This window comes from Chromobacterium indicum (assembly GCF_039708975.1).
Taxonomy (GTDB): domain Bacteria; phylum Pseudomonadota; class Gammaproteobacteria; order Burkholderiales; family Chromobacteriaceae; genus Chromobacterium; species Chromobacterium piscinae.
Genome location: NZ_JAYFSJ010000012.1, coordinates 54,915 through 66,684, shown reverse-complemented (window position 1 = coordinate 66,684; position 11,770 = coordinate 54,915). Strand labels below are relative to the sequence as shown.

Here is an 11,770-nt window from a genome sequence, read left to right as displayed (position 1 = left end):
CGTTACACCATCATGGACTTTTCATGGCTGTCCGACCCCGCCGCCTGGCTGGGCCTTTTTACGCTGATCGTCCTCGAGATCGTACTCGGCATAGACAACCTGATCTTCGTGGCCATCCTGGCCGACAAACTCCCCCCGGAACAACGCGACCGCGCCCGCATCGTCGGCCTGTCGCTGGCACTGGTCATGCGCCTGATCCTGCTGGCCAGCATCTCCTGGCTGGTCACCCTGACCACGCCGCTGTTCTCGGTCATGGGGGTCGGCTTCGCCGGCCGCGACCTGATCATGCTGGGCGGCGGCGTGTTCCTGCTGTTCAAGGCCACCACCGAACTGCATGAGCGGCTGGAGGGCGTCGACCACGTCAAGAGCGGCGGCCAGCGCGCCTACGCCGCCTTCGCCACCGTGGTGGCGCAGATCCTGGTGCTGGACGCGGTGTTCTCGATCGACTCGGTGATCACCGCCATCGGCATGTCCGAACACCTGCCGGTGATGATGCTGGCCGTGATCATCGCCATGATCCTGATGATCGCCGCCAGCAAGCCGCTGACCGCCTTCGTCAACGCCCATCCGACCGTGGTGATGCTGTGCCTGGGCTTCCTGCTGATGATCGGCTTCAGCCTGATCGCCGACGGCTTCGGCTTCCATATTCCCAAGGGCTATCTGTACGCGGCGATCGGCTTCTCGGTCTTGATCGAGGCCTTCAACCAGGTGTCGCAGGCCAACCGCATCCGCTACCTGAACCGCTCGCAGAGCTTCCGCGAGCGCACCGCCAACGCGGTGCTGAGCCTGATGGGCAGCCGCCTGTCCGCCGCCGGCGCCGACGAGGCCAAGCCCGAGGCCGGCCCGCTGCCGGTGGAGGACACCGCCTTCGCCCACAACGAGCGCGCGATGATACACAGCGTGCTGACCCTGGCCGAGCGGCCGATCCGCGTGATCGCCACCCCGCGCGCCGACATCCACCGCCTGGACCTGAGCCAGCCGGAGGCGGCCCAGCGCCAGGCGCTGCGCGACAGCCCCTACTCCCGCCTGGTGGTGATCCGCGACGGCAGCATAGACGAGCCGCTGGGCATCGTCGCCCGCAAGGACCTGCTGGCCCAGCTGCTGGACGGCCGCGCGCTCGACATCGACGCCGCGCTGCGCCAGCCGCTGGTGCTGCCGGAAACCGTCACCGTGCTGAAGGCGCTGGAAAGCTTCCGCCAGAACGCCGCCGACATGGCCTTCGTGGTCAACGAGTTCGGCAGCCTGGAAGGCATCGTCACCCAGAAGGACCTGATGGAAGCGATCGCCGGCGAATTCCCGGAAGAGCATGAGCGCCACGAGCGCCCGGCCATCGCGGTGAACGACGACGGCAGCTACGACGTGGAAGGCAGCCTGGAGCTCGTCACGCTGGAGCAATACCTGACGCTGGGCGACTTCGAGGACGAAGACTTCCACACCGTGGCCGGCCTGCTGATGGACTGCCTGGAGCGCATCCCGCGCGAGGGCGACGAAGTGACCGTCGGCGAATGGAAGCTGCGCGTCACCGCGCAAAAGGGCAACCGCACCGAGCGGGTGCTGATCAGCCCACTGGCCAACGGCTTCGATGCCGCCATCTGAGCATGAACCGGGGCCGTCCCGGCCCTGGTTTCTCTATGTTCTGCGCTGCGCCGACGGCGCGCTGTACACCGGCGTCAGCACCGACGTCGCGCGCCGCTACCGCCAGCATCTGGCCGGCAAGGGCGCGCGCTACACTCGCCTCAATCCGCCCGTCGCCGTCGAACTGGTGATCGAATACTCCGGCCGCTCCGCCGCGCTGCAGGCCGAACACGCGTTCAAGCGGCTCACCGCCGCGGCCAAGCGGAACTTCCTCCGCGACCACGCCGATCCCGCCCCCGCGGGCTGACGCGTCTTTTCCCTTCCCGGCGCTGGCCGCCGCCGCGCGATGGACGGTATAGTGAACGCCATCGTCATCATGCGCGGCTGCGAGCGCGGCCGGTCCGCCACGGGGGAGATCCATGTCAAACCGCATGTCCCGCATCGCCGCGTTGCTGGCCGGCATCCTGCTCGCCGCATCGGCCAGCGCCGCCGACGCCGTCCGCGTCGGCTCCAAGATAGACACCGAAGGCGCGTTGCTGGGCAATATGATCCAGCAAGTGCTGGAAGCCCACGGCGTGAAAACCGAGAGCAAGCTGTCGCTGGGCAACACCAAGGTGGTGCGCGCCGCCATCGCCGCCGGCGAAATCGACATCTACCCCGAATACACCGGCAACGGCGCCTTCTTCTTCGCCGACGAAAAGAACCCGGCCTGGAAATCCGCCGCCGCCGGCTACCAGCGGGTCAAGCAGCTGGACTACGACAAGAACCGCATTGTCTGGCTGGCCCCCGCGCCGGCCAACAACACCTGGACCATCGCCGTGCGCCGCGACGTGGCCGCCGCCAACCGCATCCGCACGCTGGCCGACCTGGGCGCCTGGCTGAACCGGGGCGGCCGCTTCAAGCTGGCCGCCTCGGCCGAATTCATCGAAAGGCCGGACGCGCTGCCCGCCTTCCAAACCGCCTATGGCTTCAAGCTGCGCCAGGACCAGCTGCTGGCGCTGGCCGGCGGCGACACCTCGGCCACCATCAAGGCCGCGGCCGAACAGACCTCCGGCGTCAACGCCGCGATGGCCTACGGCACCGATGGCCCGGTGGCCGCGCTGGGCCTGGTGGCGCTGGGCGACCCCAAGAGCGTGCAGCCGGTGTACGCGCCGACGCCCATCATCCGCGCCGACGCGCTGGCCCGCCGCCCGGAGATCGCCGCCTGGCTCAAGCCGGTGTTCCAGTCGCTGGACGAGGCGACGTTGCAGAAGCTCAACGCCAGCATCGCGCTGGAAGGCCGCAACGCGCGCCAGGTGGCCGCCGGCTATCTGAAGCGCAAGGGCTTCATCCAGTGATGCCGGAAACGCCGGCCTGATGCGGCTGCGCAACCGGGTGCAGCTGGCCCTGGCGCTGCTAGCGCTGGCCGGTTTTTTCAGCCCGCTGCTCAGCCACGCGCCCAACCGCCTGCTCAGCGGCCAGGGCCTGCGCCTGTCCGAGCTGCCCGACGCCTTCTGGCTGATCGTGCCGGCGCTCCCTTTGCTGCTGTCGCCATGGCTGCGCCCGTCGCGCCGGCTGCATGCCCTGCTGGCGCTGTGCGCCGTCCTGCTGGCCAACGGCTTGTTGCTGCTCTGCGGCCATGAAGCCGCCAGGCTGGGCGGCGGCGATCCCGACTCGCTAGCCCGCACCGCTTTCGGCGCCGGCTTCTGGCTGCTGCTGCTCGCGGCCGGCCTGCAACTGGCCGAATCGCTGCGCGGCCTGGCCCTGACGCCGCCCATCCGCGCATTGGCGGTTTGCGCCGCCGGTCTGCCAGGACTGCTTCTGCTGGCCGCCGGACAGCTGGACGCGCTGGCGCTGCTGCGCGAATACCATAACGATCCGGACGTGTTCCGGCAGGCGCTGCTGCGGCACCTGCAACTGGTGGGGCTATCGGTGCTGCCGGCCGCGCTGCTGGGCTCGGCGCTGGGTGTGGCCGCGTTTCGCCGGCCGCGGATCGAGGCCTGGCTGTTTCCGGCGCTGAACACGCTGCAGACCATTCCCTCCTTGGCGCTGTTCGCGCTGCTGATCGCGCCGCTGGCCTGGCTGGGCCGGGCATGGCCGCAATCGGGCATCGCCGGCGTCGGCCTCTCGCCGGCCGTCACCGCGCTGACGCTGTATTCGCTGCTGCCGATGACCCACGGCGCGCTGGCCGCCCTGCGCCAGGTGCCGGCCGCCGCCCGCGACGGCGCGCGCGGCATCGGCATGTCGCCGTGGCAGATCTTCCGCCGGGTGGAGCTGCCGCTGGCGCTGCCGGTGTTCATCGCCGGCCTGCGCGTCACCACGGTGCAGGCGGTGGGTCTGGCCGCGGTGGCGGCGCTGATCGGCGCCGGCGGCTTCGGCGCCATCCTGTTCCAGGGCCTGTCGGCCAGCGCGCCGGACCAGGTGCTGCTGGGCGTGCTGCCCATCGTGCTGCTCACCCTGTGCTGCGACGCCGTCTTCAAACTGCTGGCCTCTCGACTGGAGCCCGTCCGCCGATGATTGAAATCGCCAACGTCAACAAAGCCTTCCACGGCGCGCCCGCGGTGACCGACCTGTCGTTGACCGTCGCCGAAGGCGAATTCGCGGTGCTGGTGGGCACCTCCGGCTCCGGCAAGTCCACCATGCTGAAAATGCTGAACCGGCTACTCGAGCCGGACAGCGGCGAGATCCGCATCGCCGGCCGCGACATCCGCGCCCAGCCGCCGGAACTGCTGCGCCGCCATATCGGCTACGCAATCCAGTCCGTCGGCCTGTTCCCGCATTGGACCGTCGAGCAGAACATCGCCGCGGTGCCGCAACTGCTGAAATGGCCGCGTCCACGGATACAAGCACGGGTGGACGAACTGCTGGCGCTGCTCAGGCTGCCCGCCGACTTCCGCCGCCGCTACCCGCACCAGTTGTCCGGCGGCCAGCAGCAGCGCGTCGGCGTGGCGCGTGCGCTGGCAGCCGATCCCGACGTGCTGTTGATGGATGAGCCCTTCGGCGCGCTGGATCCTGTGACCCGCGCCAATCTGCAGCAGGAGCTGGCCCGCATCCACCGCCTGTCCGGCAAGACCATCATCCTGGTCACCCACGACATCGACGAGGCCTTGCTGCTGGGCCAGCGCATCGCGGTGATGGACCAGGGCCGCATCCAGCAGCAAGGCAGCCCGCGCGACATCCTGCTGCATCCGGCCAACGGCTTTGTCCGCGATTTCTTCCAGCCGGACGAGGCCGGCGTGCGGCTGCTGGGGCTGCTGCGCGTGGCGGAGCGGCTGCGGCCGGGCGAGCGCGCCAGCGGCGCCGCGCTGCGCTCCGACGCCACGCTGCGCGAGGCGCTGTCCGCCTTCATCGTGCAAGGCGCGGCGGCGCTGCCGGTGATCGACACAGCCGGAGAAGAAATCGGCGCGTTGCGCTTCGCAGACCTGCTGGGCGCGTCAGAATGAGGCGGCGCGCGGGGCTGATCCTCAGCGCGCTGGCGCTGGCCGCGCTGCTGCTGGGCCTGCCGCGCAGCGCGCCGCTGTTCCACTACTGGTTTCCCGAACTGGACCGCCCGCTCTATCTGCAGGACGGCTTCGGCGAGCTGCTGCTGTCCCATCTGGCCATCGTCGCGCTGTCCGGCGGCGCGGCCGCCCTACTGGGCATCGGCGCCGCGCTGTGGACCAGCCGGCCCTCCGGGCACGACTTCCGCCCGCCGCTGGAGACGCTGCTGTCCATCGCCCAATCGTTTCCGCCGGTGGCGGTGCTGGCGCTGACGGTGCCGCTGATCGGCTTCGGCGCCGCACCGGCCTTGGCGGCGCTGGCGCTGTACAGCCTGCTGCCCATCACCCACGCCGCGCTGGCCGGCCTGGCCTCGGTGCCGGAGGACGCGCGCGAAACCGCCCGCGGCATCGGCATGAGTCCGCTGCAAATGCTGTGGCGGGTGGAGCTGCCGCTGGCCGCGCCGGTGATCGTGGCCGGCGTGCGCGCCGCGATGGTGATCAATATCGGCACCGCCGCGCTGGCCTCCACCGTCGGCGCGCGCACGCTGGGCCTGCCCATCATCGTCGGCCTGTCCGGCTTCAACACCGCCTACGTGATCCAGGGCGCGCTGCCGGTGGCGCTGCTGGCAATCGTCGTCGATCAAGCCTTTCAATGGCTCGGAGACTGGCTGAGTCCGTCGCAACGCGGCTGAGCGGCCTGTGGATAAAAATCGCCGGCGGGACGCGCTGTGGACAAGTGCGCCGCCGCGCTATTCATAGCGCAGCGCCTCCACCGGTTCCAGATTGGCCGCCTTGACTGCCGGCGCCAGGCCGAAAACCAAGCCGACGGTGACGGTGAAACCCAGTGCCAGCGCGACCGCCCACCACGGCACCGCCGGCGCCGGCAGCGCCGGCACCAGCAGTGAGAACGCGCCGGCCAGCAGATAGCCGCCCAACACGCCGGCCGCCCCGCCGGCCAGCGACAGGCAGACCGACTCGGACAGGAATTGCAGCAAGATGTGCGCGCGCCGGGCGCCCAGCGCCTTCAGCAGGCCGATCTCGCGCGTCCGCTCGGTCACCGACACCAGCATGACGTTCATGATGCCTATCCCGCCCACCAGCAGAGAGATGCCGACGATGCCGGCCAGGCCCAGGCTCATGCCGTCGACGATGGCATGGAAGGCCTCGCTCAACTGGCGGGCGCTCTGAATGCGGAAGTCGTCGGCCTGGCCCGACCCCAGCCGGTGCAGCCGGCGCAGCAGCGCGCGCAGGCGTTGCCGCACCGGCTCCAGTGCAGCCGGATCAGCGACGTTCAGCGCGATCGACAAATCGGGCGGATTGCCGGCGGCCAGCGCGGCCTGGCCGGCGGAAAACGGTATCAGCAGATAGTTGTCGCGGCTGACGCCGAAGACCGCGCCGCGCGACTCCATTACGCCTATGATCTTGTACCACTCGCCCGACACCTCGACGAACTCGCCCTCTGGCCTCTCCGGCAGCTTAAGCTTGGTAGCCAGATCGCTGCCTATCACGCACACCTTGCGCCGGGAGCGGTCGTCGCTGTTGCGGATGAAGCGCCCCTCCCGCACGAAGGCCTGCTGCACCGTCTGGTAGGAAGCGGTGACCGCGTTGACCGCCGCGAAGGCGGTGCGGCGGCCGTAGCGGACGGTCGCGCCGTAGTCGCCGAACGGCGCGAACGACGCCGCCAGCGCCGCCGTGCCGCCCTCCTGCCGCAAGATCTGCCGGTAATCGGCCCAGCCCAGGCGATTGCGCCGCCCCTGCAGCGCCTCCTCCAGCTCGGTCTTGGCCTCCACGCTCAGGCTGTTGGCGCCCAAGCGGTCGAAATTCTCGCTGACCGAGCGCGACAGTCCCTGCACGATCGCGATCACGGCGATCACCGCGGCGACGCCGATGACGATGCCCAGCGCGCTGAGCAGGCTGCGCATCGGATGGCCGCGCAGGCTGCGCCAGCCGTTGCGCCAGCATTCGAGCAGCATCGTCATGCCGCCTCCCCGCTGTCGGCGACCAGACGGCCATCGGCCATCCGTATCCGCCGCCGGCAGCGGGCGGCGATCTCGTCCGAATGCGTCACCAGGATCAGCGTGTGCCCCTCCTGGTGCAGGCGGTCGAACAAGGCCATGATCTCCTCCCCGGTGGCGGAATCGAGATTGCCGGTCGGCTCGTCCGCCAACAGCAGCACCGGACGGGCGCACAGCGCGCGCGCGATGGCGACCCGCTGGCGCTGGCCGCCGGACAGCTGGTTGGGCCTGGCCTGCAGCCGCGCGCCCAGTCCGACGCTGCGCAGCGCCTCGGCGGCGCGCCGTTCGCGCTCGGCGCCCGGCGCGCCGGCGTAGACCAGCGGCAGCATCACGTTCTCCAGCGCGCTCAGCCGCGGCAGCAGGTGGAAGCTCTGGAACACGAAGCCGATGTCGCGGTTGCGCACCCGGGCCAGCTGGTCGTCCGTCATGCCGGCCACATCGACGCCGTTCAGCCGGTACTCGCCGGCGCTCGGGCGGTCCAGGCAGCCTATGATGTTCATCAGCGTCGACTTGCCCGAGCCGGAGGCGCCGACGCAGGCGATGTATTCGTTGGCGCTGACGCTGAGATTCAGCGTCGACAGCGCCAGCGGCGCCGCCTCATCCTGCTGGTAGCGCTTGCAGATGCCGCGCAGCTCGATCAGCGGCGTCATGACGGCCTCCCGGCCTGGACCGAGACCGCGTCGCCCGGCTTCAGGCTGTACAAGAGCTTGGCCGGCCCGGTCACCACCCGTTCGCCGGCGCGCAATCCGGACAGTATCTGCTGCTGGGTGTCGTCCGACTCGCCAGTCCGGACCCTCCGCGATTCCAGCCGGCCATCCTTCACCACCAGCACCCTCGCCTCGCTGTCGCTGTCGCTGTCGCCGGCGTCGCGGCGGGCCAAGGTTTCCGCCTCGGACAACACCGCCTGCAGCGGCACCGTCAGCGCCTTGCCGGCCCGGGTGGTGAAGATTTCCACCCGGCAGCTCATGCCCGACCGCAGCAGCCCGCGGCCGCTTCCGGACAGCGCCAGCCGCACCGGATAACTGCGCGCCTGCCCGCCCGGCACGCCGGCGGGCGCGCCGGCCATGCGCTTCGGCGACAGCGGTATCTGCAGCACCGTCGCCGACAGCGGCGCGCCCGGATAGGCCACCAGCTGCACCTTGGCCGGCTGGCCGCTGCCGACGCCGCCGATATCCGCCTCGTCGATGTTGGCCTCGATCAGCATGGTGCCGGTATTGGCTATCGTCATCAGGCTGGGCGTGACCATGCCCACCTGGCTGGCGATAGCCGTCTCGCCGGGCTTGATGTCGATCGAGGTGACCACACCGCTCATCGGCGCGCGGATCACTGTCTTGGCGGCGCGCTGCCTGGCCTGGGCCAGCACCGCCTCGCTCTGCCGCAGCTGCTCGCCGCCGTTCTTCAGGCCTACCCTGGCCTCGTCCACCGCGTAGCGGGCATCCTCCAGCATCGCGTCCGCCACCATGCCGGCCCGGTGCAGGACCTCCTTGCGCCGATAGGCGGACTGCTGGTTCGCCAACGTCAGCGCCTGCTGCCGCTGCTGCAGCGCCTGCTGCCTGACCGCGGCCGCCTGCTGCGTCACTTCGGCAGCATAGCCCTCGTCGTCCAGCCTCAGCACCGGCTGTCCGGCCCGCACATGGTCGCCCTCCCGCACCAGCACCGCGCTGACCTTGCCGGTCACCTCGGACGACAGCTGGGCCTGCTCCTGATAGACCAGGCTGCCGGAAGCCAGCACCGACGAGCGGATTTCCCGCGTCGCGGCGACAGCCGCCGTCACCTGGTACACCGTCTCCTGCCTGAACGCGCGCGCCACGAAAGGCAGCGCCGCCACCGCGACCAGCAGCGCGGGGCCCAACCACTTCCACTTCATATCCGTTCACCAGGCCTTGACGGCGATCCAGACGCCGTAAAACAGCGCGGCCGGCGCCCAGGCCACCGCGGCGCTGACGGGCCAGCGGTCGCCGCTCCACGTCTTGTAGCCTATCGCCAGCAGGGCCAGCTTCCAGAACGAGCCCAGGTCCACGCTGTCCAGCACGCCGACCCAGGCATGGCCAACATCCAGGTGGAACAACAGCTGGTTCAAGGACAGCGGATCGAGCTGGGACGGCTCCAGCCGACCGGCGCTGGCGGCCAGGATTTGCACGGCGCCGGACAGCAGCACCAGCAAGGCCGGCGTCGACGACCACACCACCAGCGCATACCATTGCCGCAGCCCGATGCCCAGTCCGCGCAGCTTGCCCACGCCGTGGAAATACAGCGCCAACAGCAGATAGCTCAGCGGCAGCGTGATCATCGCGCCGGCGATGCTGGAGCCCAGCATCAGCGGGCGGGTCACCGCCTTCAGCGCCGCCTCGCGGTTGCCCGGCGTGGCCAGCTGGTCCAGCAGGCGCTCGCGCAGCCAGGCAAAGTCGACCCAGCCGTAGTACCACAGATACAGCAGGGCGGTGCCGGCGACGATCAGCGACAACGGCAGCAGGCTGCGCGGCCGCGCCGCGATCTGCCTGAAGGCCTGGGCCGGGTTTTGCACGATGCCGGCCAATAGCCGCCATTGCCCCGGAGCCGCCGCCGGGTCTGCGAGAACAGAAGTCTGATTCATGATGAGCGTCCGTATCAAAAACATTCAGTGAAAAGTTCCGCCGCGGCCGGCGCGCGGCCGCCCGGGGCCTCGTCTACCCGGCCGTCGGCCAGCACCAGCACGCGCTCCGCCGTGGTGATGGTCTCCGGCCTGTGCGCCACCATCACCCGCGTCAGCCTGAGCCGCGCCAGCACCTCGCCTATCGCCCGCTCGTTGCCGATGTCCAGATGGCTGGTCGCCTCGTCCAGCAGCAGGATGCTGGGCCGCTTGTACAATGCCCGAGCCAGCAGCAGGCGCTGGCGCTGTCCGCCGGACAGGCCGGCGCCCTGCTCGCCGACCAGAGTGTGGTAGCCCATCGGCATCGCCAGGATGTCCTCGTGCATGCCCACCTGCCGGGCGCAGGCGGCGACGCGGGCGTAATCGACCGTCTCGTCGAAGAAGCTGATATTGCCCAGCAGGCTGCCCGACAGCAGCGCGTCCTCCTGCAGCACCGTGCCGATCAGGGCGCGGTGCCGCCCCGGTCCCAGCCGCGCGATCGGCACGCCGTCCACCAGCACCTCGCCGCTCTGCGGCTGCAGCAGGCCCAGCAGGATCTTGGCCAGCGTGGTCTTGCCTCCGCCGCTGGGTCCGGTCAGCGCAACGCTCTGGCCCGGCGGGATGTCCAGGCTGACATCGCGCAGCACCCAGGGCTCGCCCTCGCCGTAACGGAAGCTGACCCCGCGCAGCGACAAGCGCCCCTGCGCCGGCGCCGTCTCGGCCGCCTCGGCATCGTCCGCCTCCGGCGGCTCGCCCAACAGATCGGCCAAGCGGCCGGCGTGCAGGCCCAGCAGCCGGATGTCCACCCAGCTGTCCAGCAACTGGAACACCCGGCCGGAAAAGGTGCCGGCGTACAGGCTGGCCGCCATCAGCATGCCGATGCTGAGCCGGCGCTCCAGCACCTGCAGCGCGCCGACGTAGAGCAGCGCCAGCGCCTGCGCGCGCAGCAGCGTGACGTTGGCCAGCTTGCACAGCGCGCTCAGGCGCTGGGCGCGCTGCTCGCTACCTATCTGCGCCCGCTTCAGCCGGCTCCAGTCGGCCAGCCGCGCCGCCTCCCGGCCGAACAGCTTCACCGCCGAAATCGCGCGGACGGTCTCCAGAAAATGGCCGTGTTCCTTGGCGCCGGCATACAGCCGGTGCAGCGCCGCGTCCTGCAGCCGCAGGTAGGACAACAGTCTCAGGCCGGCATACAGCGCGGCCGACGCGGCCGCGACCGCGCAGAAGGCCGGGCTGTACCAGGCCAGCATCGCCATCGCCAGCAGCGCCATCATGCCGTCTATCACGCTCTCCACCAGCAGCGAGGCCAGCGCCGCCTCCAGCGCGGTGGCGCTGCCGAAACGCGAAGCCAGGTCCCCCAACGGCCGGGTCTCGAAGAAGGACGCGCGCAGGCGGATCAGATGGGCGTGCAGCTTGTGCGTCCAGCGATAACCGAGCTCGGCGCTCCAACGGATCAGCAGGCCGCTGCGGGCCCAGTGGATCAGCGCCTGCGTCGCGATGACGCCGGCGAAACCGCAGGCCAGCAGCGTCAGCACGCCGGGATCGACGCCGTCCTGCAACTCGTCTACAAGGTATTGGTTGAACAGCGGTGCCACCAGCGCGAAGATCTCCAGCGCGATCGCCAGGATGCCGAGCTGGACGATGGCGCGGCGGAAGACCGGAGCCTGTCCCAAGAGCTCGCGCCAGGACGCCCGCGGCGGACGGCCACCGGCCTCGAAATCGGCGGCCGCCGCCAGCTCCAGCGCGATGCCGGTGAAATGCGGCGACGCCGCCTCCAGGCTCAGGCGGCGCTGTCCCAGCGCCGGGTCCAGCACCGTCAGCGTCACACGGCCGCGCCAGTCGCGCCGGACCGCATGCAAGACCACGAAGTGGTTCAGATCCCAATGCAGGATGGCCGGCAGCGCCAGATCCGGCAGATCCTCCAGCTCCAGCCTGACCGGCCGCGCGCGCAGCCTCAGCTCGGCCGCATGCCGCGCCAGCTGGGCCAGAGTGGCGCCCTTGACGCTGACCCGGAAGCGTTGCCTCAGTTCGGCCAGGCTCAGGTGGCGCCCCAGCCGCGCGCTGACCATGGCCAGGCAGGCCAGGCCGCACTCTCCGGCCTCCGCCTGCAGCATGAC

Annotated in this window: 11 protein-coding genes; 6 read left to right on the top strand and 5 right to left on the bottom strand. The window is 70.2% G+C overall.

Annotated features, from left to right (window positions below):
- Nucleotides 1-12 precede the first annotated feature (12 nt).
- The 6 genes from VA599_RS16895 (at nucleotide 13) to VA599_RS16870 (ending at nucleotide 5,725) form a co-directional block, all read left to right on the top strand.
- Nucleotides 13-1,596, top strand: coding sequence for a TerC family protein (locus tag VA599_RS16895; RefSeq protein WP_021475546.1), 1,584 nt, complete (start codon nucleotides 13-15; stop codon nucleotides 1,594-1,596).
- Entirely contained in the window at nucleotides 1,583-1,882 is a 300-nt protein-coding gene (locus VA599_RS16890) for a GIY-YIG nuclease family protein (RefSeq protein ID WP_346789664.1), read from the top strand. Before VA599_RS16895 ends, VA599_RS16890 begins: the two co-directional genes overlap by 14 nt.
- A gap of 112 nt (nucleotides 1,883-1,994) precedes the next feature.
- Entirely contained in the window at nucleotides 1,995-2,912 is a 918-nt protein-coding gene (gene osmF, locus VA599_RS16885) for a glycine betaine ABC transporter substrate-binding protein OsmF (RefSeq protein ID WP_346789662.1), read from the top strand.
- 19 nt (nucleotides 2,913-2,931) lie between these two features.
- On the top strand, nucleotides 2,932-4,071 hold the full coding sequence (locus tag VA599_RS16880; protein WP_346789661.1) for an ABC transporter permease: 1,140 nt from the start codon (nucleotides 2,932-2,934) through the stop codon (nucleotides 4,069-4,071).
- The gene (locus VA599_RS16875) at nucleotides 4,068-4,997 is read left to right on the top strand and encodes an ABC transporter ATP-binding protein (protein WP_346789659.1); all 930 of its coding nucleotides are present in this window, start codon (nucleotides 4,068-4,070) and stop codon (nucleotides 4,995-4,997) included. Before VA599_RS16880 ends, VA599_RS16875 begins: the two co-directional genes overlap by 4 nt.
- Nucleotides 4,994-5,725: an ABC transporter permease gene (locus VA599_RS16870; RefSeq protein ID WP_346789657.1), complete on the top strand. Its 732-nt coding sequence runs from the start codon at nucleotides 4,994-4,996 to the stop codon at nucleotides 5,723-5,725. Before VA599_RS16875 ends, VA599_RS16870 begins: the two co-directional genes overlap by 4 nt.
- A gap of 57 nt (nucleotides 5,726-5,782) precedes the next feature.
- Here VA599_RS16870 and VA599_RS16865 read toward each other — a convergent pair whose 3' ends face one another.
- From VA599_RS16865 to VA599_RS16845, 5 genes are read right to left on the bottom strand one after another with little or no spacing between them, the layout of a single operon-like run.
- Nucleotides 5,783-7,012: an ABC transporter permease gene (locus VA599_RS16865; protein ID WP_021477642.1), complete on the bottom strand. Its 1,230-nt coding sequence runs from the start codon at nucleotides 7,010-7,012 to the stop codon at nucleotides 5,783-5,785.
- Nucleotides 7,009-7,698 carry an ABC transporter ATP-binding protein gene (locus VA599_RS16860; protein ID WP_346789654.1) on the bottom strand — a complete coding sequence of 230 codons (690 nt, stop codon included), beginning with the start codon at nucleotides 7,696-7,698 and terminating at the stop codon, nucleotides 7,009-7,011. Before VA599_RS16860 ends, VA599_RS16865 begins: the two co-directional genes overlap by 4 nt.
- On the bottom strand, nucleotides 7,695-8,915 hold the full coding sequence (locus VA599_RS16855; RefSeq protein ID WP_346789652.1) for an efflux RND transporter periplasmic adaptor subunit: 1,221 nt from the start codon (nucleotides 8,913-8,915) through the stop codon (nucleotides 7,695-7,697). Before VA599_RS16855 ends, VA599_RS16860 begins: the two co-directional genes overlap by 4 nt.
- A gap of 6 nt (nucleotides 8,916-8,921) precedes the next feature.
- A complete protein-coding gene (locus tag VA599_RS16850) occupies nucleotides 8,922-9,641 on the bottom strand; it encodes a YIP1 family protein (RefSeq protein ID WP_161627419.1) in 720 nt (239 codons plus the stop codon).
- A 14-nt stretch (nucleotides 9,642-9,655) separates the two neighbouring features.
- Nucleotides 9,656-11,767: a peptidase domain-containing ABC transporter gene (locus tag VA599_RS16845; RefSeq protein ID WP_346789759.1), complete on the bottom strand. Its 2,112-nt coding sequence runs from the start codon at nucleotides 11,765-11,767 to the stop codon at nucleotides 9,656-9,658.
- Between the last annotated feature and the right edge of the window lie 3 nt (nucleotides 11,768-11,770).

Coding starts and splice junctions, on each gene's coding strand:
- VA599_RS16895 (WP_021475546.1), top strand. CDS start 13: ATGGACTTTTCATGGCTGTCCGACCCCGCCGCCTGGCTGGGCCTTTTT.
- VA599_RS16890 (WP_346789664.1), top strand. CDS start 1,583: ATGCCGCCATCTGAGCATGAACCGGGGCCGTCCCGGCCCTGGTTTCTC.
- osmF (WP_346789662.1), top strand. CDS start 1,995: ATGTCAAACCGCATGTCCCGCATCGCCGCGTTGCTGGCCGGCATCCTG.
- VA599_RS16880 (WP_346789661.1), top strand. CDS start 2,932: ATGCGGCTGCGCAACCGGGTGCAGCTGGCCCTGGCGCTGCTAGCGCTG.
- VA599_RS16875 (WP_346789659.1), top strand. CDS start 4,068: ATGATTGAAATCGCCAACGTCAACAAAGCCTTCCACGGCGCGCCCGCG.
- VA599_RS16870 (WP_346789657.1), top strand. CDS start 4,994: ATGAGGCGGCGCGCGGGGCTGATCCTCAGCGCGCTGGCGCTGGCCGCG.
- VA599_RS16865 (WP_021477642.1), bottom strand. CDS start 7,012: ATGACGATGCTGCTCGAATGCTGGCGCAACGGCTGGCGCAGCCTGCGC.
- VA599_RS16860 (WP_346789654.1), bottom strand. CDS start 7,698: ATGACGCCGCTGATCGAGCTGCGCGGCATCTGCAAGCGCTACCAGCAG.
- VA599_RS16855 (WP_346789652.1), bottom strand. CDS start 8,915: ATGAAGTGGAAGTGGTTGGGCCCCGCGCTGCTGGTCGCGGTGGCGGCG.
- VA599_RS16850 (WP_161627419.1), bottom strand. CDS start 9,641: ATGAATCAGACTTCTGTTCTCGCAGACCCGGCGGCGGCTCCGGGGCAA.
- VA599_RS16845 (WP_346789759.1), bottom strand. CDS start 11,767: ATGCTGCAGGCGGAGGCCGGAGAGTGCGGCCTGGCCTGCCTGGCCATG.